Below are 22,936 nucleotides of genomic sequence, written 5' to 3'. Positions count from 1 at the left end.
CCCGGAAGCAGGTTCTATCGTAATTAATATACAGCAATCCGGACAGGCTAATTAATTCTCACAGGGAACGGCGGTATCCCAATACTCATAATAACCGTAATTCAGGGAGTTTACTTTTACAAGGATAACATCACCCACACTCAGTTGTACATCAGCATAATTATTACTGCCAAGGTACTGCGTTGGAAGGCCGGGGCTATAAGGATCCCAATACCATTCATACGTATCACCGGGCTCACCATCTACAACATAATAATGCTCTACATAGTCGCAGGCATGTACATAACCCCGATTGCTGTTGATCCAGACCGGGCCATTGTCTTTTGCTTTTGATCTTAGTTTTTTGAAGTGTTTGTTGCCCGGTGAAGGTTGATGGATAGTAAATCCAGCTATGCATACAAGCAGAAAGGAAGCGGTAATCGCTACGATCATTTTTTTCATTTGTCAAACAGTTTAATGGATAATGAAACAAATTTTCAATACAGTACAAAGGCTAAACGCCCGGAAATACATGCTGTATGTTAATTCATCATCAATTTACCTATAAGCGGCAGCTCCCGTACCCCGTCAAATGGCCATTCAATAAGTTAAGTTGGCAGCCAGTACCTTCCATTTTTTGTAGAATTCATGGATTCCGTTGCTGATACCGGATGACCCGGGCTTATCTTAAACTAAATCCCGTAGCTTTATGTTATTCTTATCGCTGGCGCCAGGGAAGAAGCTGGCACGGCATTTTCATACAGGTTTATTCATTTAACTTTCAAATACCATTTAATTATGAAACGTACAGGAACCGCCCATTGGAATGGCAATCTAAAAGAAGGCAAAGGTGTATTGACATCCCAAAGCACCACCCTGAACAAGACCCAATATTCCTTTAAGACCCGTTTTGAGGAAGGCGTAGGCACCAATCCCGAAGAACTGCTGGCTACAGCACACGCAGGATGCTTTACCATGGCAGTCAGCGCGGTTTTGACACAGGCAGGTTTTACCCCCGGCGACCTGGACACCAACGCTGTTCTGGACCTGGATATGGTGGGTCTTAAGATCAATGGCATTCACCTGGAATTGAAAGCGGCCCCTATTGAAGGGGTTACTGCCGAAAAATTCAATGAGATCGCTGAAGGCGCTAAAGCGAATTGCATTATTTCCAAAGCCTTGAGTGTTCCTATTACGTTGAGTGTAATTTATCAATAGTCAGTATAGCTTACCAGAAAGAGGATCGTTGTTTTGGGACAACGGTCCTTTTTTATTTTGCCGGATGCTGTATTTTGCTTCAACGGCTACCCTGCCCTTCGCCCAGCTTACAGCCTACTAATCAAACACTTAACAAGACACCTGATACTTCAACAGGTAAATCCCATATCTTTACCATTCTTATGAAGCGATCGACTTCCTTTACACCACTGTTTGCGCAGTTATTACTGCCGGTAAATTATTATATACCGGGTTAGCTTCTCTTACCTGTACATCTACCCATTTCCTGAACATTACATTCTCTGAACGACAGATCAATATTGCCTATATGACTAAAAAAGACAAGACTATTTTACACGTTACCTCCGAAGTAGGAACTTTAAAACGATTGCTGGTACATAGCCCCGATAGCGGCCTGGGCCGCGTAGTGCCCTCCAAAGCCCAGGACTGGTTATTTGAAGACATTGTGCACCTGGAAACCATCCGCCGGAAAGAATATGACTACTACACTAAAATATTACTCTATTTCCTGGACCCCCAAAAAATACACGGCAAACTGCAGGAGATCGATGCACCGGATAACAAACGTAACTTTTACAAACCCGAGAAACCTGGTTTCTTCCGCAGTGAGAAAGTGATAGAACTGGAATGGCTGCTGGCCGAAGTGCTGGAAGACCATGAGATCAGGCTAAAGCTGGTAGCTTCTGTATGCGCCGTGGAAGGATGCTCCTATACCACGCAAACGCAGCTACTGGACCTGCCGCCGGCGCAGTTGTCGAAGGTGATCATCAGTGGTACGCTCTCCGGCGACGACCTGCTGTTTCCCCCCATCCCCAATTTCATTTTTACGCGCGATATTGGCATAGTGATCAATGACTATGTACTGCTCAACAAACCAGCGAAGAAAGCCCGTACACGGGAAGCACTGCTGGCCAAATACATCTTCTTCAATCACCCTTTATTTGAACGCTACCGCAACAACATACTGGAAATACCAGATACGTTCCATCACTTCCTGCTGCCCAGGGATGGGGATGAAAAAAAGGTAACGCTGGAAGGAGGCGACGTGATGGTCGTGAGCAAAGACCACTTGCTGGTGGGGGTGAGTGAACGTACGAGCATGGAAGCAGCGCACCAGGTGATCAATATGCTGTTTGAAAAAAGCATCGTTAAAAAGATCACGGTGATCAAAATACCGAAGAAGCGGGACTACATGCATATCGATACGATCTTTACGCAGGTAAAACGGGATGTATGGGTGATGTTGGGCGCCTTCTCCAAGAAGGTAATGAAGCACGAAGATGATGATGCCGTAGAGCGCATATTGGAAGGCGGACTGAAGAAAGACGAGAAGATCAAGATCATCCAGTTTCGCAAGAAAGCCATTGATGAACCTAAGTTCTTCGACAACCTCGAAGAACTGCTGACAGATATCAGCCGCAACGACCTGGGCTGTGAAGGGAAGATCAAATTCATTTATTCCGGCAACAACAAGTTTCCCTATGATACACGGGAACAATGGACGGACAGCTGCAACCTGCTGGCCCTGAAAGAAGGCGTGGTACTGGGATATGACCGTAACGACAAAACCGTGGAAGCTTTCCGTGAATCGGGTTTTATGGTGATCCCGGTAAAAGAGTTACTGGAGCAGTTTGAGCAGGGCGTTATCCACCCCGCCGATATGGAAGACACCGTGATCCTGATGCCTTCGGCCGAGCTTTCCCGTGCACGTGGAGGATTCCATTGCATGAGTATGCCCTTGCTGCGCGAAGACGTCTGAAGAAAAGAATACTGAATACAGAGTTCAGAAGCCAGAAGTTAACATTATAGCAAGTAATCTAATAAAGGCATATTGGAATAACAGAATCCGAAATGCTACATCCTAAATCCGCAATAACATGTCTATCACTCCTCATATACTCATGATCAGGCCCGTCAATTTTGGCTTTAATGCGCAAACGGCCGGCACAAATGCATTTCAGGTACAAGGCCAGGAGGCCGAAGCACAGGAGAAGGCCCAGCAGGAATTTGACAGCTTTGTACAGATGCTGCACAACAACGGTGCAGACATCATTGTGGTGAATGATACACCGGCGCCACACACCCCCGATTCGATCTTTCCCAATAACTGGATATCGTTTCATGCAGATGGAACAGTTTGCCTTTACCCCATGTATGCCGAAAACCGGCGGATGGAACGCAAGCCACATGTACTGGAAAAACTCCGGGAGCGGTTTATTGTAGAGCGCACGTATGATCTTACCCACTTTGAAAAAGACGGGCTTTTCCTGGAAGGTACCGGCAGCATGGTGCTGGACCGGGACCTGAAGATCGCTTATGCCTGCCTCAGCCCCCGCACAGATAAGTCGGTGCTGGAAGAGTGGTGCCGGGCGATGGACTACCAACCCATTGTATTTGATGCGACCGATGCCGCAGGGCAGGCCATCTACCATACGAATGTAGTGATGTGCGTGGCCGACCGTTATGTGGTGATCTGCCTGGATGCTTTACCCAAAGCCGAAGACCGGGAACTGGTTACCAATACCATCGACCAGGGCGGCAAGGAACTGATCAGCATTACGCTGGACCAGATGAACCACTTTGCCGGTAATATGCTGCAAATCGCCAGCATCCAGGGCGAAACCTTGCTGGTAATGAGTTCCCAGGCTTATCATTCATTAACCGCGGAGCAGGTAAACAGGCTGCGCAGCTATAACCGGATCATCCACGCCCCCTTGCACACCATCGAGACCAATGGCGGCGGCAGTGCCCGCTGTATGATGGCGGAGGTATTCCTGGAAAGACTGATAGCTGAGTAAGGGCAACGAGGCAGCAAGGCAACTGAGGCAACAAGGGAAGGCAGGCGCGGCGTATTGCGGCAAGGCAAGAAGGCAACAAGGCAGCGAGGGAAGACAGGTGGGATCTTGCAAGAGGAGTGAATTCAAAACAATGTTTGTGCAACGATTTGTACGGCCAGTTTGTCATGAGCTAAACCCTCGCATGAAATACCTGGCACTTATACTGGCCCTTGGCCTTATCTCATTGACGGCCTGCAAAAAAGATAAAGAAAAGAATATAATATATGGGACTGTACAGGCCGATGGAGTGGAAACTTATGTGCTGATCAAGGACCCGGACCACGTGAAGCAGGATTTTTTGTGTGAGAAAATGGTAGGTATGTTGTCTTCTTTTTATCCCAATTGCAGTATCGCGGTGGCCGTTTCGAACCTGCCTACTGATCTACGGGTAACCGGCACAAAAATTAAGTTTTCCAAATGGGAATTTACAGCCGTCCCTGCAGCGGCCTATGTTTTACGCACGATCGAGATAAAGGATGCACAGTTGGCCAACTGGTAGGTCGTTACCTTTTCACCCGATAAACCCTTATCATGAAATATGTATATATTCTATTGACGGTTTGCCTCTTCAGTTCTATGAAGTGTGATAAAGACGGATCAAATTCGGTGATTGTAACAGTGACTGAACAATCGACTTTCGGCGATAAGCCCTGGGCCTGTATAGTAGAAAATCCTGATCTTTCAAAACACGGGTTCCTTTGCTCCATTCCAGCCGGACAATCTAAACCTGTCTACAGCTGCGCAGATGCGGTATACATCAAAAACTTACCCGCCAACCTGGCGGTGCCCGGTAAAAGGATCATTTTTTATGGTTATAGTGATGCGGGCCAGCCAGCTTTGTTTTCCTCTATAAATCATGCGCACGAACTGACGGTGAGCAATGCCCAGGAAGCAAGGTAATAGCAGAGGTAAACCAGCCCGATCAATCCACCAACAATTCTGGACGGTATTCAAAATGCATGGTATCGTAATGGTACCATTTACCTCCCCATATAAAGCCATGTTTTTCAAAGATGGCCACTATTTCGAAGGGAATTCGGTTGATGTAAGAAGGGATCTTCCGGGTCTCATCCGTTGTCTTATTGTCCCATTGCCAGTAATTGGAATAGCCTATATTGATGTCCATGGTAATGCCAAAGCTATGGGTACTTAAGCGGTTGGTTCCTTTGATCACCCGCCAGGTAAAAGTACCGGCTACCTGTTGCACATAGGGCAGCAGTCGGGCAGGCAGTTTTTCCAGGTCATCGGAAATAGCCTGTAATTTTTTATCCACGCCATTGATACGGGACACGCGCAATGTTTGATTGGCTGATTTGGGCAGCCAGTGAATGGTGACCAGGTTTTGTTCCACCGCCGCTGAAGTGGCGCCATACATTACCTTAAAAAAGGTGTCATTCCTGATCCTGCCAGGGTCATCCAGTTCTGCAGGCCTGGCTGTCTTGCCTTTCACATATACCGCCCGCAACTGATCTTCTATGTCAGGTTGCGCATACAGCTCTGCAAGCGTTTTAGCTTTCCCATCATCAAACAACAGCTTAATGCCATTCTTAAACACGACATAATTGTCTTTGATGCCGGTAATGCAATCGGGGTAAGCTTTTATTAGTTTTTGAGCATACACATTTGTTTGTAATGTATCCTGGGTCCTGCCGGGGGAATAGATCAATATAAGTAAGCAAATATTTAAGACGTAGCACTTCATATGAATAAGTTAGTAAGTTGATAGGTTAATAGGTTGACAAGGTAACAAGGCATGAGAAGCTTTTCAACTTGTGAACCTGTTAACTTGTTAACTTATCACCCCATCGCAAACATCCTCCTCAATCCTTCTCCGAAAGACAAGGGCTCAAAACCCAACTCCTTCCGGGCCTTCTCGATCACAAAGCCTGTTTTGGGTGGCCGCCTGCCAGGCTGGTTGAAGGTAGATGCATCTACTTTTTCCATCAGGCTTTTATCGAGGTGGAACAGGTCAGCGGTTTGCATAGCAATATCATAAGGTGTAAGCAGGTCCTTGCCTGAGATATGATAAATGCCGGTGGCTTTCTTTTCAATGATCAACAGGATGCCTTTGGCCAGGTCTTCCACATAAGTGGGTGTACGCCATTGGTCGGATACCACCTTAATGGCCTTACCCTGCTCCAGGCTGCTCTTTACCCAGGTAATGATATTACTGCGGGTACCTTCCAGGGTATTGCCGTATACCAGGCAGGTACGCACAATAGCCCAGGGAATGGTGCTGGTCTCAGTAATCGCTTCGGCCTGCATTTTGGTAAAGCCATAATAACTCACCGGTTTCAGTTCATCTTCTTCTACATAGTTGCCCTGCTCACCATCAAATACAAAATCGGTGGAGACATAGATAAAATGACTGCTGTACATTTCGGCATCCACCAATACCTGTGAGGTGGCCGCTACGTTCACCCGTTCACATTTTTCGGAGTTCAGTTCACATTCATCTACCTGCGTCATGGCGGCGGCATGTACCACCACATCGGGCTGTACCCTGGTAAAAACAGTGGCTATATCTGTAGCATCGGTAATATCCAGCGAATGGTATTCGTATTGATCGCCCCACCCTTCGGGATGCATACGCTCCTCTCCTTTTCCGGTGGCGATGACGGTAAAGCCTTTCTCCAATAACAGCTTTACCAGGTGCTGGCCCAGTAATCCGTTGGCGCCTGTAACAAGTATCTTCATGCAACAAAAGTAAGCAAGCGAATCTTAAAAAGCGAGTGGTCAGCAGTAAACCCGCTGACCACTCTATATTTATTTGCTTGCTTCGATAGCAGATTTCTCACTCCGCTGCGCTCCGTTCGAAATGACAAAAAGGGTAGTCCGTCAAATGACAAAAGGGGGAACTATTATCAGAATCCTTTTTTGCCTTCGGTCCCGCTGCCATTCTTAAACTTCGGCGTATAACCCATATTGGTAAATATAAAGCAATAGATATCGGCGATGGTCTCAATGTTCTTGGCGGTATTGCTGGCGCCATGACCCGAATTGGTATCAATACGGATCATCACCGGGTTGGCTCCTTTGTGTTTCTCCTGCAAAGTAGCCGCATACTTAAAGGAATGGGCCGGCACTACCCGGTCGTCATGATCGGCTGTGGTGATGAGGGTGGCAGGATAATTAACACCCGCCTTCAGGTTGTGTATGGGAGAATAAGCATACAGGTTTTTGAAGTCCGCGGCGCTGTCGCTGCTGCCATACTCAGCAATCCAGTTCCAGCCGATCGTAAACTTATGAAAACGCAGCATATCCATCACCCCTACCTGCGGAATGGCGACTTTAAAGAGCTCGGGACGCTGGTTCATCACAGCGCCTACCAGCAAGCCGCCATTGGAGCCGCCACGGATGGCCAGGCGCTGACTGGAAGTATATTTATTCTTGATAAGGTATTCCGCCCCGGCAATAAAGTCGTCGAATACATTCTGCTTTTTGAACCGCATACCGGCTTCATGCCAGGCTTCACCATATTCAGCACCACCACGCAGGTTGGCCAATGCATATACACCACCCTGCTCCAGGAAGGGAATGAGGCTGGCGCTAAAGCCGGGCAGGGAACTGATGTTGAAGCCACCGTAGGCGTACAGCATGGTGGGATTGGTACCATCCAGTTTCAAGCCTTTGCGGAATACAATAAACATAGGGACCTTGGTGCCGTCCTTGCTGGGATAAAACACCTGTTTGGTCTCATAATCCTCGGGATTGAAAGCTACTTCCGGCCGGCGGAATACAGTGCTCACGCCGGTAGCGATATCATATTTATAGATCGTTGGAGGAAACGTAAAGGAAGTAAATGTATAGAACACAATTTTATCGTCCTTGTAGCCACCAAATCCACCCACCGTGCCCAGGCCGGGCAGTTTGATCTCTTTGAGCAACTTACCGGCATAATCATGTTCATATACACGGGTGGTTACATCTTTGAGGTAGCTCAGGTACAAACGGCCTCCTGCGGTACCTGCATTCTGCATAGGTTCCGGTCTTTCGGCCACGATCTCCTTCCAGTTTTCCCGGGCAGGATGGGCGGGATCAAACAGCATGATCCTGTTGTTCTCAGCACCATCATTGGTATAAAGGAGTATTTTATCGCCATCATTGTCAATCGGACTGTACCGGAATTGACCTACTTCCGCCACGATGGGTTTGAATTTATTGTCGCCGCTTTTGCTGTCGCGATAATACAAGGCATTTCCTTGTAGCCCTTTGCCACGGTCGTTGATAAAGAGGTAGGCAAAACGCTCATCTTCGCTCACCGATACGCCATGAAAACGCTGGGGATTGGCTTTGTCCTCATACACCAGTTCATCCTGGGCCTGGGAAGTGCCGGCTGTATGGAACCAAACCTGGTGATTCTCATTTTTGGAAGACAGCTCCTTGCCTTTTTCCGGCGCGGGATAGCGGCTATAATAAAACCCATGGCCCTGCCAGGAAGCGCCGGATACCTTGACCCATAGTATAGAATCGGCCAGGTCTTTCCCGGTATGCATGTCGCGTACATAATAGGTATGCCAGTCCGATCCACCCTTGGAAATACCCCAAACCGCATATTTGCCGTCTTTCGACAGGTCGAAATTGGTAAGCTGGGTGGTGCCATCAGGTGATAGTTTGTTGGCGTCCATCACCAGTTCCGGGACGCCATCCAGCCCTTTTTGCCGGTACAATACGGCCTGGTTCTGGAGGCCATCGTTCTTATAAAAATAGAAAAAGCCGGCATTGCGGTCGGGGGCGCTGTAGCGTGGATAATTGATCAGTTCTTCTATCCGTTTCTTCATCTGGGCGCGATAAGGGATCTTGTTGAGGAATTCGAAAGTCACTTTATTCTGGGCCTCCACCCAGGCCTTGGTCTCTGCACTGTTATCATCTTCCAGCCAGCGATAGGGATCTGCCACTTTAGTGCCCTGATAATCATCAACATGGTCTACTTTCTTCGTCACCGGGTAGCTCGTCTGCCCCAAAGATGCAGTATACGCTGTAAACGTCATAAGTGATATAATATAATTTTTAATCATAACAGGTGAATTGTTATCGCAAGATTACTGATTTTCAGTCATCAGGAGCTGCCGTTCGTGTATCAAACTAAAACCTTATTTTTGGGCCGCATTTTAAAAAACTAAGGCTGATTATCAAGATTCTTGCATTAGAATGGAGATTTCCTTAAAAAATAACTAACTGAACTAATTCATGGCAAAAAAGGTGACAAAAATCGGTGTTCTGACTTCCGGGGGCGATGCGCCGGGGATGAATGCCGCTGTTCGTGCCGTTGTAAGAACGGGTATCTATTATGGACTGGAAGTATATGGCATCATGCGCGGTTATACCGGCATGGTGGAAAACGACATTATCCCTATGCATTCCCGTAGTGTGGCCAATATTATTCAACGCGGAGGCACCATCCTGAAAACCGCCCGCTGTAAAGAGTTCCTCCAAAAAGAAGGCCGTCAGAAGGCCTATAATAACCTGAAAGACCTGGGCATCGATGGCCTGGTGATCATTGGCGGCGACGGCTCATTCCGTGGCGCTGATGTATTCAGCCGTGAATTTGACATTCCCTGTATCGGTATCCCCGGTACGATCGATAAAGACATTGCCGGTACCGATTTCACCATTGGATTTGATACAGCGGTCAATACAGCTGTAGAATCCATTGACAAGATACGGGATACCGCCGACGCGCATGACCGCCTTTTCATTATTGAAGTGATGGGACGGGATGCCGGTTATATAGCCCTGCACAGCGGTATTGCCACCGGTGCCGAACATATCCTCATTCCCGAGCGTAAAACGGATATGGAAGAGCTGATCAGCTCACTCCAGGAAAAAGAACGCCGTAAAAAGCTAGTGAACATGGTAGTGGTAGCCGAAGGAGATGAATTTGGCGGCGGCGACCAGGTTGCTGCCCTGGTAAAGGAAAGACTGCCCAATGTAGATACCCGCTTGTGTATCCTGGGACATATCCAGCGCGGTGGATCACCCACCTGCCTCGACAGGCTTATTGCCAGCCGCATGGGCTATTCAGCTGTAGAGTGCCTGCTGGAAGGCCGCCACAACGTAATGGTGGGCATCCTCAACAACCGCATGCAGTATACCCTGCTGGAAAAGGCTGTGAAATCGAAGCAAAAGATCAGTGACGAATGGATGAAGATCGTTAAGATCCTCGCCAGCTAAATCGAAACAGCTGTGAGCTACGAGCCGCGAGAGCTGCGAGCTAAAAACAGCACTAAACCGGAATCAAGCGGCTCGCAGCTCGAAGCTAGCAGCCCGAAGCTTTTCTAATATGAATTTGTAAATCAAAGTAATCCCAACACACATGGCAAGAGACCTTTCGAAATATCTGCATAATGAAATGGACAAGGAAGCGGGTATTGAACATATCACGCACCGTACGAAGATTGTGGCTACTGTAGGACCAGCATGCGATACGTATGAAAAATTACTGGAACTGGTAAAAGCCGGGGTTAACATTTTCCGTCTGAACTTTTCCCATGGCACCCATGAAAACAAAGCCCAGATCATTTCCTATATCAAGGAAATGAACACGAAAGAGCCTTACAATATTGCCATCCTGGCCGACCTGCAAGGCCCCAAGCTGCGCGTAGGAGAGATCGAGAACGGCGCCCTGGCCATCGAGCCCGGTGACATCCTCACCTTTACTTCCAAAGAAAAGGTAGTAGGCACCAAAGAAAAGATCTATGTATCCTATCCCAACCTGCACGAAGATGTGGAAGTGGGCAACAAGATATTGATCGATGATGGTAAACTGGAAGTAGTAGTTACCGAGATCACCAAAGGTGGCGATGTAAAAGTAAGGGTAACCTATGGCGGTACCCTGCTGCCTAAGAAAGGTGTGAACCTCCCTGATACCAATATATCCCTGCCCGCTATGACGGAGAAGGATATTGCCGACCTGGACTTCATCATTGGCCAGGAAGTAGAATGGGTAGCCCTTTCCTTTGTACGCAAAGCCGAAGACATTGTAGACCTGAAAAGAAGGCTGGCCGAAAGGAACAGCAAGAGCAAAGTAATTGCGAAAATTGAAATGCCTTCTGCCCTGGTTGACCTGCGCAATATCGTAGTAGAATCCGATGGTGTGATGGTAGCCCGTGGCGACCTCGGTGTAGAGCTGCCGGTAGAAAAAGTACCAATGGCACAACGCGACATCATCCGCAAATGTATCCACCGCGCCAAGCCCGTGATCGTTGCCACCCAGATGATGGAGAGCATGATCGACCGCGTAAAGCCCAACCGCAGTGAGATCACCGACGTAGCCAATGCCGTACTGGAAGGCGCCGATGCGGTGATGCTGAGTGGTGAGACAGCTACCGGCAAACACCCTGCCCTGGTAGTGGAAACCATGCGTAAGATCATCCTGGAAGTGGAGAAAACAGAATACCGCTATAACCGCGAAGAAGACCTGAAACCACAGCCGCACTCCCCTTCTTTCCTGAGTGACGCAGTATGTTACAACGCCTGTAAGCTGGCCAACGATACCACCGCTGATGCCCTGATCGGTATGACGCAGAGCGGCTACACCGCCTTCGTACTAAGCAGCTACCGGCCTAAGTCATTGCTCTATGTGTTTACCAAAGAAAAGACATTGGTAAATCAGTTGAGCTTAAGCTGGGGCGTACGCGCCTTCTTCTATGATGAAGAAGAAAGCCTGGATGATATCATCTTCGACCAGATCAATATCCTGAAAGAACGCGGCTTTATCAAGCCAGGTAGTGTAGTGGTAAATACAGGTAGTGTACCGGTACACCTTCACCTACCTACCAACGTACTAAAGATCACAAAAGTAGAGTAACCGCATCACGGGTACTTCCTATCATACTGAACGGTGTTCGCCCCCTGGGCGAACACTTTTTTTATGCCCCTATCCTCTGCGCCTCTCTCCGGCACATTCCTTGTATAAGTGCCAATCGCAAATCACGGCATCTTCGTATATACGATCAGATCGGCACCCTATAACCACTCAAACCAACATGCACACCATATGAAATCCCTGCTTTTCACTGCTTTAACCATTAGTTATTTTACTGCCTGTAAAGCCCCCACCTACCATTATGTACCAACCATGGTCAATGCCATCCCCTATGCCGCAGCCGGAGAAGGCCAGCTTGGTCTTGCCTTTGGCTCCGTAGGCCTTGCCCTTAAAGGAGGCGTTGCACTGGCACAGAATATCAATATCAATGGATTTATTGGCGGCATCCCGGCAGCCGACGACAGTTATCAGAACACTGAATCGGAACTTTCCCTAGGTGTGCAAACCAACCCGCAGAACAATACCGTAGCAGGTTTTTACCTGGGTCTGGGCATGGGTAAAAACGAAAAGGACAAAATAGGATTGACCGGCAATTATAACCGCCCCTTTCTGCAGGCACAGTTTGCGGCCTTTGACAAGCCGATCTTTAATACCGGCGCCCGCCTGGATGCTTATATAGGACTACGTGCCAATTACCTGTTCTATAACGGGCGGCTGAAAGGCAATGAATTCGACGACGATCTTATTTATTATGAACCCTATTTTGGATTTGCGGTAGGTGGTCAAAACCTGCGCTTTGAGCTGCTACAGGGCCTGGCGATGAAGAACAGCGGTGAATGGGGCGATGGAGTGCGGGTGTTCCCTTATTTTGGAAGCATCGGGGTAGTGGTGAAGATCAGGAAAGCAAAAGCACCGAAACTACAACAGTGATCGATCACTTTACTCAATATACCAATGAAAAAGGGCGGTTAAACCGCCCCTTTTTATTTATTCTATGATCTGAAAGCTGATCGGCAATTGCATCCTTGTCTTCACCTTCTTGCCTTTGACCGTTCCGGGTGTCCAGGCTGGCATTTTATTCATCACCGCAATCGCTTCTTCTTTCATCCCATATTCAGTCTTGTTGTTATCTATTGCTTTTACATTGGTCACTTTACCTTTTTCATCTACTGTAAAGGCAACCCTGATATCTCCTTCGGCACCTTGTTCAATCGCTTCTTCAGGATAGTCAATATTGTCTTCTACAAATTTCTGCAAAGCCGCTTCACCACCGGGGAACATCGGCATTACATCTGTTCTTGAATAGATACCATCAGCATCTTTCACAGCTACTGAATTTTTCTCAGGCGCTGCACTCGTCATACGTATGGATGCACGGCCCTTTGTACCTTTTTTACGGGTCACAGAGGAAGGATTTGTTGCGGCATCCGTACCAGGATTGGTCACTGGCTTATCCGATACATTGTCCCTGGAGGTCATGGCTTCATCCACCGGATTACCCTGTGTACTATCCATCGTAGTGGCATCGCCGGCAGGCGCTTCGTTTTCTATCGACCGTGTTTTATAATCACTACTTTCACATCCGGTCAATATACTTCCTGTGACGAACATTCCTGCTATTAACACTTGTTTCCAGTTATATTTCTGCGTATTCATATGTACCTGTTTTAGTGAATAATTGGTCTCCCGGCAATGGTTCCAAATACGGTGCCATCCACAGATATTCAGGCAGTTGTACACCTATTGGGGTAAAGAATGGGGACGATTTTGCTCAGATCGTGGCATATTAACATTTACTTACCCTACATTTGAACTTAGTACACCATGAACATTGCGACTTTCTATCCCCAACACTCAATACTGCAGCAGCATATTGAGTATTACTATTTCCTGAAAGCCGATTCACCGGATTTCCAAACCACGTATTATGCATTCCCCAATATAGCTGTACCCCTCAGCCTGCACCGGTCGGCCACCTATGAGATCAAAGCAAACTATACAGGCGTACAGGCTATCAAGAACGGACCTTGCGCCGCATTGATCCAAAGAAACTTTCAACAACCTTTCCTGGTGAACCTGCAAGGCCCTATTGATAAGGTAACGATCTGTTTCAAACCATGCGGCATCAGTTCTTTTATTAACCAGCCGTTTGGAGAAATAGCGCCGGAAGACTCTCAGGCATTCCTGGCCTGGGATCAATGGCCGGCTTATCAACGCTGGCAAAACAAGTTTTTTGCCACAGATGATAACCAGGAAAGGGTGGATGTGCTGGAAGAATTCCTGTTGTCCATCTATACCCCCTTTGCCGGGCAGGCGCTGCTGGACAAGGCCATTGGCTGGTTATCTGATTTCGGAGAACAGGCTTCGATAGAAGAAATGGCAGAACGCCTGGGGCTTACTACCCGCTCTTTCAATCGCCTGTTCCAAAAGCATATGAGCATTTCGCCGGTGGCCTGGAAGAAGATTGCCCGCTTCCGGCATTCGTTGAAAAACAAACTGTTCAATGCACAGTTTAAAAAGCTCACAGAGATCGGCTACGACAGTAATTTCTATGATCAGGCCTATTTTATCAAGGTATACAATAAGCTAACGGGCTCCAATCCCACCGCCTTCTTCAAGAGTGTTGAAAAACTGGCCGACGACCACCTTATTTTCCGGTTTGTTAAAGAATAGCCTTTGTCCGAAAAATACAATTTCCAGCCTCTCCGGTGAGGTTACTTTGCTTTATAGATAGAGCTGAAAACAAAAACAGATAAACAATGAAGTATCCTGTCCTGCTATTGGTAACAACTTTATTGCTCACCGGGCATATCTGCCAGGCACAAAATACTGCTGCCTTCAATAAAGCCCTGGCCGATTCACTGAATACCTGGAAAGATGTGGACCAGATCGCTGCGAATATCCCCTCGGGCAAATACAAAGAACTATCCAGGGAAGCCTGGCAGCACTACAAAGACAGTGTATTTGGCAACCACAAAGAGATCATGGAAAATATATTCAACAGGTATGGATTTCCCGGGTATGACCTGGTGGGGAAAGATGGTTCCCATCACTACTGGCTGATGGTGCAGCATTGTGATAAATGGCCTGCCTTCCAGGAAAAGGTGTTGACGGCCATGAAAAAACAGGTAGATAAAAAGAATGCCAGTCCTTCGGACTATGCCTACCTCACGGACAGGGTATTGCTGAATACCGGCCGTAAGCAAATATATGCGACACAGGTTACCTATAATACTGACAGTTGTCAGGCCCTGCCAAGACCCACACAAGATAGCTTACTGATCAATGTACACCGGAAGGAAATGGGATTGGGCAGTATTGAAGAATACCTGAATACGATGAGTAGCATGCATTTTGAAATGAACAAAACTGTGTATGAACAAAAAGGCATTACCAAAGCCAAATTATACGCCATCAAACAATAGTACTGGTCGCGACCAACCTGCCGTGCATGAACAGGCGGCCTATTCAGAGGCCGCCTTTATTTTTTGTGCATTGGCCAGTAATTGCCGCAGTTCTGTTTCATTGGCAATCACTACCTGGCCACTATCAAGAATAGCAGGATTCTGATAAGTAACCGCATCAGGCACATTGACCCTGGCAGAAGTATGGTATTCTGTAGCACCTGTGCCGGTGATCAGTTTTTCTATATTGGAAGCGCGGACACCTGCTCCCGGCATGATGATGATGCGGCCATTGGCCTGTTGCACCAGCTGCGCCAGTATATCTATAGCATCGGGCGCAGCGCTTTTGCCGCCACTGGTGAGTATCCGCTCACAACCACAATCAATCACTTCTTCCAAAGCTTTAAAGATATCGGGTGTACGATCAAATACCCGGTGGCAGGTAACGCCCATGGGATAAGCCCATTCTACGATGCGCTTTAGTCTTTCTGTATCTATTGGTCCATCCTGCAGCTGCACACCGGTGGAAATGCCCTCACAACCCAGTTCTTTGCACAGGAGAATGTCTTTCTTCATGATGGCAAACTCATCCTCATCATACCAGAAACTGCCTGCACGTGGCCGGATGATAGGGTACAATTCAATATTGATCCGCTCACGGGTGCGCCGGATGGTACCATGAGAAGGCGTAGTGCCGCCTTCAACCGGGTTCTCACACAACTCCACCCTGGCCGCTCCTACTTTTTCTGCAATGAGGGCGGATTGGATGTTGAAAGCACATACTTCAAGAATGATATCCGACATAGATACACTTATACTTCTATGAAAATGAAAAGGTGTTAGCTTTTAGCTGTTAGCTGTACTGCTAAAGGCTAACGCCTAACTGCTAATACCTCTTTAGTAAATGCTCTTCCCTTTATAGATCGTTTCTTCTTTTCCGCTCTTCACAGCATAAGTAAAGCCAGGCTGTAAGGCATAAGCGCCAAACTCCCCTTTTTTATTGATGGCCAGGAAACCCACCTGCACCTGCTTTGCTTTTTCCGGGCTACGGCTGATGATGCGTTCCACTGCTTTTTTGCAGGCCGCTTCCGGCTTGTGGCCCTGCCGCATCAGTTCTACCACCAGGTGTGAACCTACAATGCGGATCACTTCTTCTCCCACACCGGTGGAGGTCGCTGCGCCTACCTCATTGTCAACATACAAACCGGCGCCAATGATGGGCGAATCCCCTACCCTGCCATGGAGTTTGTAAGCCATACCACTGGTCGTACAAGCGCCGCTCAACTGGCCGTTGGTATCCATGGCCAGCAAACCAATGGTATCATGGTTATTGATGCCACCCGGCATCGGATCATTTTCTTTATTGTAAAGCTTGTTCTCAATATTCATCAACGGCTCATATTTTGAAGTTTTGAGCCATTCTTTCCAGGCTTTTTCGGAAGCAGGGGTAAGCAGGTTTTCCTTCTTAAATCCATTGGCCAGGGCAAACTGTAAAGCGCCATCGCCTACCAGTACCACATGGGGTGTTTTTTCCATCACCAGCCTGGCTACAGAAATGGGGTGCATAATATGTTCCAGGCACATTACCGAACCGCAATTGTATTGCTCATCCATGATGCAGGCATCCAGGGTTACCCGTCCATCGCGGTCGGGCAGGCCGCCATATCCTACCGATTGGTTGCTTTCATCGGCCTCCGGCACTTTTACGCCCGCTTCCACCGCATCGAGTGCACGACCGCCGGCAGACAATATCTTCCAGGCTTCCGCATTGGCGGCTTTTCCAAAATCCCAGGTAGAGATGACAATAGGGTTTCCTTTGGTTACAGGGTAAGGTACTTCCTGCATGGCTAGTAATGACTGGCCGGATAGTACAGCAGCGGAGCCCGCCACAGACGAGCGTAAGAACTTTCTTCTGGTTGACATAATTAGTAGTAGATCTCTCTTGAACGAACTGGTTATAAGCGCCCGGCGCTTGTAGTACAAGCTGTAAACTTAAGGTTTTCACCCTATTTGGGGGCCATAAATTTTTGCAGGTTTGACCTGGCCGACTTGCGTACTTTATTGATCACAAAACCACTCCAACCCAACAACAGGCCCTTGAAACCCAATGCCTGGCGACTCCATTTCCACAGATCGAAGGAATCCATGTGCTCGATGATACGGCCCTCATGAAATTTGAAATGGGCGGTAACGTAGTTGGTGACCTTGCGGCCGGTAGCAGAAAAGGTATAGGTAGCTATCCAAACACAACTACCATACTCATTACCTGCCTCTGCATTCTTGTATTCGAGGGAGAAGTCCTTGGCATTTTTGCACAACATCGTCCACATGGCAGCCACTTCGGCCGCATTGAGGTTTTCAAATACAGGATCATAAAAAGTCACTTCCTCATGGTAGCAACTGATCATACCCGGGGCATCCTTTTTATTAAAGGCAGTATAGAACTTTTCGATGAGTTGTTGGTGTGGATGCATAAATCGTGTTACATTAGACCTTTAAAATTAATGGTTACATGAGAAAACTACTCCTTTTCCTTGCGAATTGCCTTATTATTTTTACTACCCACGCACAACTGAGCCTGCAAACAGCGCAGGACTCCGCCTGGGTCCGGGAAAACTACACCAAAAAGGAATTGTACATTCCTATGCGTGATGGGGTGAAACTGTTCACCTCCGTATATCTTCCCAAAGATGCTACCGAGAAACACCCCATCCTGATGACGCGCACACCTTACTCCTGTGCACCGTACGGAGAACAGAACTTCCGCGCCAATTTATGGATCAGTCATTTCCGGCACTATGTCCGCGAAAACTACATCATTGTTACACAGGATGTACGTGGCCGCTGGATGAGTGAGGGGGAGTTTGTAGATGTGCGTCCCTTCAATCCTGATAAGAAGACCAACCAGGATATCGATGAAGCCAGCGATACCTATGACGCCATCGACTGGCTGGTAAAGAACCTGCCCAATACCAATGGCAGTGTAGGCGTGATGGGCATTTCCTATCCTGGCTTCTACTCTACCATGGCGGCCCTGAGCGGTCACCCGGCGTTGAAAGCAGTAAGTCCCCAGGCGCCGGTTACCGACTGGTTTATGGGCGATGACTTCCACCACAACGGCGCTTTTATGCTGATGGATGGCTTTTCCTTCTATGCCGGTGGCTTTGGTTATCCCCGTCCCAAACCTACTACCGTAGGACCCAAGTCGGCTTTACAGATACCCCGCAATGATAATTATGAGACTTACCTGCGCATTGGCGCCTTGAAGAACTTCATGAAGTTGACGGGCGACAGTTTACAGTTCTGGAAAGAACTGTACGCGCACCCCAACCTGGATGCCTGGTGGAAGGCCCGCAATCCCCGCAACTTTGTAGGCAATATCAAACCCGCCATGCTCACCGTAGGTGGTTTGTTTGATGCGGAAGATTGCTTCGGCGCCTGGCGCCTGTATGAAGCCATTGAGAAAAAGAATGCATCCACCGCTTTCAACAAAATAGTGATGGGGCCCTGGTACCATGGACAGTGGTCTTCGCTGGACGGTACCAAACTGGGCCGGGTACAATTTGGCGCCAATACTTCGCATTGGTACCAGAACAATATAGAGCTGCCCTTCTTTAATTATTTCCTGAAAGGAAAGGGCGATATTTCCAAACTGGCGGAAGCCACCATCTTTTTCAGCGGCGCCAACGAATGGAAGCAATACCCCCAATGGCCGCCGGCCAATAAAGCCGATCAACCGCTCTACCTGCAGCCCAATGGTAAGCTGGGCTGGGACAAGCCCACGGGCAAGAACAGTTTCAGCGAATACATCAGTGATCCTGCCAAACCGGTGCCTTATGCAGAAGATGTACATTTTTCCCGTACCAGGGATTATATGACGGATGATCAGCGCTTTGCTTCTCGCAGAACAGATGTACTGACCTTCCAGACTGATATATTAACAGATGAAGTTACCCTGGGTGGCACGCTGGTGGCCGACCTGCTGACCAGCATTAGCAGCACCGATGCTGATTTCATTGTAAAGCTGGTGGACGTATTTCCGGATGATTTTAGTTATCCAGGTACTGCACAAGCAGGCGGACGTGATGCAGGCGGCCCTTATCCCATGGGCGGCTACCAGATGCTGGTAAGGGGCGAAGTAATGCGCGGCCGTTTCCGCAATAGCTTCGAAACACCCGAAGCCTTCAAACCCAACAAAACAGAACGGGTGAAATTTGAGCTGCCGGATGTGGCCCATACCTTCAAAAAAGGTCACCGCATCATGATCCAGGTTCAAAGCAGCTGGTTTCCGCTGGTGGACCGCAACCCACAGAAATTTGTGAATATCTATGAAGCGGAGGACAGTGATTTTCAGAAAGCGACGATCCGTATTTTCCATGATGCCGCCAACAGCAGCAATATTGTATTGCCGGTACTAAAATAATTAGTTTTTATTATAAAAAATTGTAATTTAGGGGATGGGAAATATCGTATTCATGCCTAAGAACCAGGAAGAGCTGGAAATGATAAAGGAATTCGCCCTCCGCCATGGTCTCCTGTTTAGTATTGTGCCTGATGAGCAATCTGGTGGTGAGGAAAAACCGTACGTTGTGAGGGAGGAGGAGCCGCCGGTAGTTGAGGAGGCGCCAGCTATATACCGCACAGACAAAACGCCTAATAAAGAAGATATGGAAAAAGTGATCGTTGATGTAACCAATGAAAATGACCTGCTATATATAGAGCAGGTACTTTCCGAAAGGGGCATATCTTTTCGCAAAGAAGCTGATACTGATTTTCAGCAACGCCTCAATGCAAGGAAAATGCTGGCAGAAGCCTCTCAAAGCTGGCCTTCTTATGACATCAGTATGGATGAAATATCAGCAATGGTAAAAGAAGCAAGAGCAGAACGCTATGCCCGCAAAGAGGACAAAAGTAATCATTGATACAAACTGGTGGATTAGCATTGCCATCAGTAAAATGCGCAATGAAATAGTTAACCGTGTCATACTAAATGACGCATTTGAGCTATATGCTTCCAGGGAATTGGACATAGAGGTGATGGACATGATCAATAAGCCGCATCTCAGGAAGCTGTTCCAATTGCATCACTACTTTGAATTTCTATACTACTATGCAGGATCAACCATTCTCTTTCCCGTCACTTCTAAAGTGACGGTTTGCAGAGACCCGGACGATAACTTTTTGTTAGCCCTGGCAAAAGATGCCGGGGCTCATTTTTTAATAACCGGCGACAAAGACCTGCTTTGCCTGCAACAATTTGAACAAACCCGGATCGTAAGTCTTCCAGAATTTTTTATGCTATCGATTGCATGAAATATTTACGCGAAACCTCATTACATTTAGTGGTTCAACTGCACAAATGTTAAACTGATCGCCATGCGTAAACCTTGTATTCTTTTTGCCCTTGCCTTGTTTTCGATTGCCCATAGCCCTCTTGCACAGGTAAACATCATTCCCCAACCGGTGGAAGTAAAGATGCCCAAAATAGCCGGGCAATTTACCATCACGAAGAATACTCCCATCGTACTGGATGGTTCCGGCCTTGAAAACTCCGCCAACTTCCTCAATGAGTACCTGCAACAAGTATATGGTTTTACCCTGAAAGTAAGTACGAAGAACGCACCGGGCGCCATTCACCTCAATTATGAGAAAATGGAGTATGCCTTACCCGGCGCTTATGTGATGCAGGTAAAGAAAGACCAGGTATATATTGCCGGCGACAATGAGGCAGGCACGTTTTACGGTGTGCAATCCTTATTGCAGTTGCTGCCCGTCGAAAAAGTTGCTGCCTTAAAGGTCCCTTTTGTCAATATCAAGGACTATCCGCGCTTTCAATACCGTGGCCTGATGCTGGATGTAGGCCGTCATTTCTTCCCCGTAAGTTTTGTAAAAAGGTATCTCGACTATATCGCCATGCACAAAATGAACTATTTCCACTGGCACCTTACGGAAGACCAGGGCTGGCGTATCGAGATCAAAAAGTATCCCAGGCTGACGGAAGTGGGCGGCTACCGCAATGGCACCATCATTGGCCGCTATCCCGGTAAAGGCAACGACAATACCCGCTATGGCGGCTTTTATACACAGGAAGAAGTAAAGGAGATCGTAGCCTATGCAGCTAAACGCTATATCACGGTGATCCCTGAAATTGAGATGCCGGGCCATGCTTCCGCAGCACTGACCGCTTTTCCCAACCTGGGTTGTACCGGCGGGCCTTATAAAGTACAGGAAACCTGGGGTGTATTTAATGATGTATTCTGTGCCGGCAATGATTCGGTGTTTAATTTCCTGCAGGATGTGCTGGATGAAGTTATTCCGCTGTTCCCTGCCCAATATGTGCATGTAGGGGGCGATGAATGTCCCAAGGAAAGCTGGAAGCATTGTCCTAAATGCCAGCGCCGCATCAAAGACCTGGGCCTGAAAGATGAGCATGAGCTGCAAAGCTATTTCATACAACGCATGGAGAAGTACATCAATGGCAAGGGCAAAACCCTCATCGGCTGGGATGAGATACTGGAAGGCGGCCTGGCCCCCAAAGCGGTAGTGATGAGCTGGCGCGGTGAGAAAGGGGGCATTGAAGCTGCGCAACAAAACCATGATGTGATCATGACACCCGGCAGCCATGTATACCTTGATCATTCACAAACAAAGAATGAAGATTCGGTGACCATTGGCGGCTATACCACCGTACAAAAAGTGTACAGCTATGAGCCCATACCCAAAGAGTTGAATGAGGAGCAAGCCAAACATGTGCTGGGAGCACAAGGCAATGTATGGACGGAATACATGAAATATCCATCGAAAGTGGAATACATGATCTTCCCCCGCGCCAGTGCATTGAGTGAAGTATTGTGGAGCCCGAAAGCACAACGCAACTGGCCTGATTTTGAGAAGCGCTTACAGCAGCAATTCAAAAGATATGATCTCTGGGGCACTAATTACAGCAAGGCTTATTTTGATCTGAAAGCCAGCATTACACCCGCCAAGGACAACAATGGCGTGGTATTGACATTGCAAACGGCTGCTGCAGCTGGCGAAATAAACTATATACCAGGCAAATTTAGCTCTGCCTTCCCGGCATATACAGCACCCATTGAGGTAAAGCACGATATAGACATAAATGCTATACTATTCGTAGACGGAAAGCAAACGAGCAGTTTATGGCAGTCTTTCATCATCACCAAGGCCACGGGCAAGCATGTAACGATCGCAACGCCTACTGCTGATAACCGTGCCGGTAATGGCGGTACGTTTGGTCTGGTCAATGGCGCCAAATCAGACAAGGGCATTAATTCAGATGAATGGCTGGGCTGGCAGGGACCTGATATGGAAGCGGTGATCGACCTGGGCAAAGCACAATCCGTATCTTCTGTCAATGTGCATATCCTGGATCAGCAGCCCAGCTGGGTATATCCTCCGCAGCATGTAGAAGTATTTGCTTCTGCTGATGGCAGCACTTACCTGTCCCTGGGCAAAACCAGTGAAGTAGTAAAAGAAGACAACAATATGGCTTCTATCACCATTCCTTTCAATACAACCAACGCCCGCTTTATCAAAGTGGTGGCTAAGAACCACGGCATTATCAGCGAAGGCAAACCGGGCTCCGGCAGCAAAGCCTGGTTGTTTGTAGATGAGATTGGGGTTAACTAATTAAGGAGATAAAAAAGGAGACAGCTTTCGTTTGCCTTGGGCAGGAAAGCTGTCTCCTT

The 22,936-nt window shown here is 47.8% G+C and carries 22 protein-coding genes; 14 read left to right on the top strand and 8 right to left on the bottom strand.

Annotation, left to right across the window (positions count from 1 at the left end):
* Positions 1-51 precede the first annotated feature (51 nt).
* Positions 52-441 (bottom strand): hypothetical protein, encoded by a 390-nt coding sequence (locus D3H65_RS02945; protein ID WP_119048825.1) that lies wholly within the window; start codon positions 439-441, stop codon positions 52-54.
* 336 nt (positions 442-777) lie between these two features.
* Here D3H65_RS02945 and D3H65_RS02940 point away from each other — a divergent pair, with 336 nt between their 5' ends.
* The 5 genes from D3H65_RS02940 to D3H65_RS02920 all read left to right on the top strand — a co-directional run bounded on the left by D3H65_RS02940 (position 778) and on the right by D3H65_RS02920 (position 4,955).
* Positions 778-1,197 carry an OsmC family protein gene (locus D3H65_RS02940; RefSeq protein ID WP_119048824.1) on the top strand — a complete coding sequence of 140 codons (420 nt, stop codon included), beginning with the start codon at positions 778-780 and terminating at the stop codon, positions 1,195-1,197.
* 328 nt (positions 1,198-1,525) lie between these two features.
* Entirely contained in the window at positions 1,526-2,977 is a 1,452-nt protein-coding gene (locus D3H65_RS02935) for an arginine deiminase family protein (RefSeq protein ID WP_119048823.1), read from the top strand.
* Between the two features lie 118 nt (positions 2,978-3,095).
* On the top strand, positions 3,096-4,016 hold the full coding sequence (gene ctlX, locus D3H65_RS02930) for a citrulline utilization hydrolase CtlX (protein ID WP_119048822.1): 921 nt from the start codon (positions 3,096-3,098) through the stop codon (positions 4,014-4,016).
* A 181-nt stretch (positions 4,017-4,197) separates the two neighbouring features.
* Positions 4,198-4,554: a hypothetical protein gene (locus D3H65_RS02925; RefSeq protein WP_119048821.1), complete on the top strand. Its 357-nt coding sequence runs from the start codon at positions 4,198-4,200 to the stop codon at positions 4,552-4,554.
* 32 nt (positions 4,555-4,586) lie between these two features.
* Positions 4,587-4,955: a hypothetical protein gene (locus D3H65_RS02920; RefSeq protein ID WP_119048820.1), complete on the top strand. Its 369-nt coding sequence runs from the start codon at positions 4,587-4,589 to the stop codon at positions 4,953-4,955.
* A 22-nt stretch (positions 4,956-4,977) separates the two neighbouring features.
* On the opposite strand, the gene D3H65_RS02915 is transcribed toward D3H65_RS02920, so the two are convergent.
* From D3H65_RS02915 to D3H65_RS02905, 3 genes are all read right to left on the bottom strand, one after another.
* A complete protein-coding gene (locus D3H65_RS02915) occupies positions 4,978-5,757 on the bottom strand; it encodes a M15 family metallopeptidase (RefSeq protein WP_119048819.1) in 780 nt (259 codons plus the stop codon).
* 95 nt (positions 5,758-5,852) lie between these two features.
* Positions 5,853-6,752, bottom strand: a complete 900-nt coding sequence (locus tag D3H65_RS02910; protein ID WP_119048818.1) for an SDR family oxidoreductase — start codon at positions 6,750-6,752, stop codon at positions 5,853-5,855.
* A gap of 167 nt (positions 6,753-6,919) precedes the next feature.
* Positions 6,920-9,046, bottom strand: a complete 2,127-nt coding sequence (locus D3H65_RS02905; protein ID WP_211345610.1) for a prolyl oligopeptidase family serine peptidase — start codon at positions 9,044-9,046, stop codon at positions 6,920-6,922.
* Between the two features lie 199 nt (positions 9,047-9,245).
* Here D3H65_RS02905 and pfkA point away from each other — a divergent pair, with 199 nt between their 5' ends.
* From pfkA to D3H65_RS02890, 3 genes are all read left to right on the top strand, one after another.
* Entirely contained in the window at positions 9,246-10,229 is a 984-nt protein-coding gene (gene pfkA, locus D3H65_RS02900) for a 6-phosphofructokinase (RefSeq protein ID WP_119048816.1), read from the top strand.
* Positions 10,230-10,371: 142 nt separating this feature from the next.
* Complete coding sequence (pyk, locus tag D3H65_RS02895) at positions 10,372-11,865, top strand: pyruvate kinase (protein ID WP_211345609.1); 1,494 nt, start codon at positions 10,372-10,374, stop codon at positions 11,863-11,865.
* Positions 11,866-12,054: 189 nt separating this feature from the next.
* Positions 12,055-12,753, top strand: coding sequence for a hypothetical protein (locus D3H65_RS02890; protein ID WP_119048814.1), 699 nt, complete (start codon positions 12,055-12,057; stop codon positions 12,751-12,753).
* Between the two features lie 57 nt (positions 12,754-12,810).
* Here D3H65_RS02890 and D3H65_RS02885 read toward each other — a convergent pair whose 3' ends face one another.
* Complete coding sequence (locus tag D3H65_RS02885) at positions 12,811-13,479, bottom strand: energy transducer TonB (RefSeq protein WP_119048813.1); 669 nt, start codon at positions 13,477-13,479, stop codon at positions 12,811-12,813.
* 168 nt (positions 13,480-13,647) lie between these two features.
* Here D3H65_RS02885 and D3H65_RS02880 point away from each other — a divergent pair, with 168 nt between their 5' ends.
* Both D3H65_RS02880 and D3H65_RS02875 read left to right on the top strand, forming a co-directional pair.
* Positions 13,648-14,496: a helix-turn-helix domain-containing protein gene (locus D3H65_RS02880; protein ID WP_119048812.1), complete on the top strand. Its 849-nt coding sequence runs from the start codon at positions 13,648-13,650 to the stop codon at positions 14,494-14,496.
* Between the two features lie 86 nt (positions 14,497-14,582).
* Entirely contained in the window at positions 14,583-15,248 is a 666-nt protein-coding gene (locus D3H65_RS02875; RefSeq protein ID WP_119048811.1) for a DUF6624 domain-containing protein, read from the top strand.
* 39 nt (positions 15,249-15,287) lie between these two features.
* On the opposite strand, the gene D3H65_RS02870 is transcribed toward D3H65_RS02875, so the two are convergent.
* The 3 genes from D3H65_RS02870 to D3H65_RS02860 all read right to left on the bottom strand — a co-directional run bounded on the left by D3H65_RS02870 (position 15,288) and on the right by D3H65_RS02860 (position 17,701).
* Positions 15,288-16,031 (bottom strand): copper homeostasis protein CutC, encoded by a 744-nt coding sequence (locus tag D3H65_RS02870; RefSeq protein WP_119048810.1) that lies wholly within the window; start codon positions 16,029-16,031, stop codon positions 15,288-15,290.
* Between the two features lie 93 nt (positions 16,032-16,124).
* Complete coding sequence (locus tag D3H65_RS02865; RefSeq protein ID WP_119048809.1) at positions 16,125-17,150, bottom strand: N(4)-(beta-N-acetylglucosaminyl)-L-asparaginase; 1,026 nt, start codon at positions 17,148-17,150, stop codon at positions 16,125-16,127.
* A gap of 83 nt (positions 17,151-17,233) precedes the next feature.
* Positions 17,234-17,701 carry a nuclear transport factor 2 family protein gene (locus D3H65_RS02860; protein ID WP_119048808.1) on the bottom strand — a complete coding sequence of 156 codons (468 nt, stop codon included), beginning with the start codon at positions 17,699-17,701 and terminating at the stop codon, positions 17,234-17,236.
* Between the two features lie 38 nt (positions 17,702-17,739).
* Between D3H65_RS02860 and D3H65_RS02855 the strand changes: the two genes are divergently transcribed.
* The 4 genes from D3H65_RS02855 (at position 17,740) to D3H65_RS02840 (ending at position 22,877) form a co-directional block, all read left to right on the top strand.
* Entirely contained in the window at positions 17,740-19,650 is a 1,911-nt protein-coding gene (locus D3H65_RS02855; RefSeq protein ID WP_119048807.1) for a CocE/NonD family hydrolase, read from the top strand.
* 52 nt (positions 19,651-19,702) lie between these two features.
* Positions 19,703-20,149, top strand: coding sequence for a hypothetical protein (locus tag D3H65_RS02850; protein WP_162915377.1), 447 nt, complete (start codon positions 19,703-19,705; stop codon positions 20,147-20,149).
* On the top strand, positions 20,118-20,540 hold the full coding sequence (locus tag D3H65_RS02845) for a putative toxin-antitoxin system toxin component, PIN family (RefSeq protein ID WP_119048805.1): 423 nt from the start codon (positions 20,118-20,120) through the stop codon (positions 20,538-20,540). The genes D3H65_RS02850 and D3H65_RS02845 overlap by 32 nt, the downstream gene beginning before the upstream one ends.
* A gap of 63 nt (positions 20,541-20,603) precedes the next feature.
* The gene (locus D3H65_RS02840) at positions 20,604-22,877 is read left to right on the top strand and encodes a glycoside hydrolase family 20 protein (protein ID WP_119048804.1); all 2,274 of its coding nucleotides are present in this window, start codon (positions 20,604-20,606) and stop codon (positions 22,875-22,877) included.
* The last annotated feature ends 59 nt before the right edge of the window (positions 22,878-22,936 follow it).

The sequence above is a fragment of the Paraflavitalea soli genome, from assembly GCF_003555545.1.
Taxonomy (GTDB): Bacteria; Bacteroidota; Bacteroidia; order Chitinophagales; family Chitinophagaceae; genus Paraflavitalea; species Paraflavitalea soli.
Note: the sequence above shows the minus strand (reverse complement) of the source record. Positions and strands in the feature narration are given on the sequence as shown.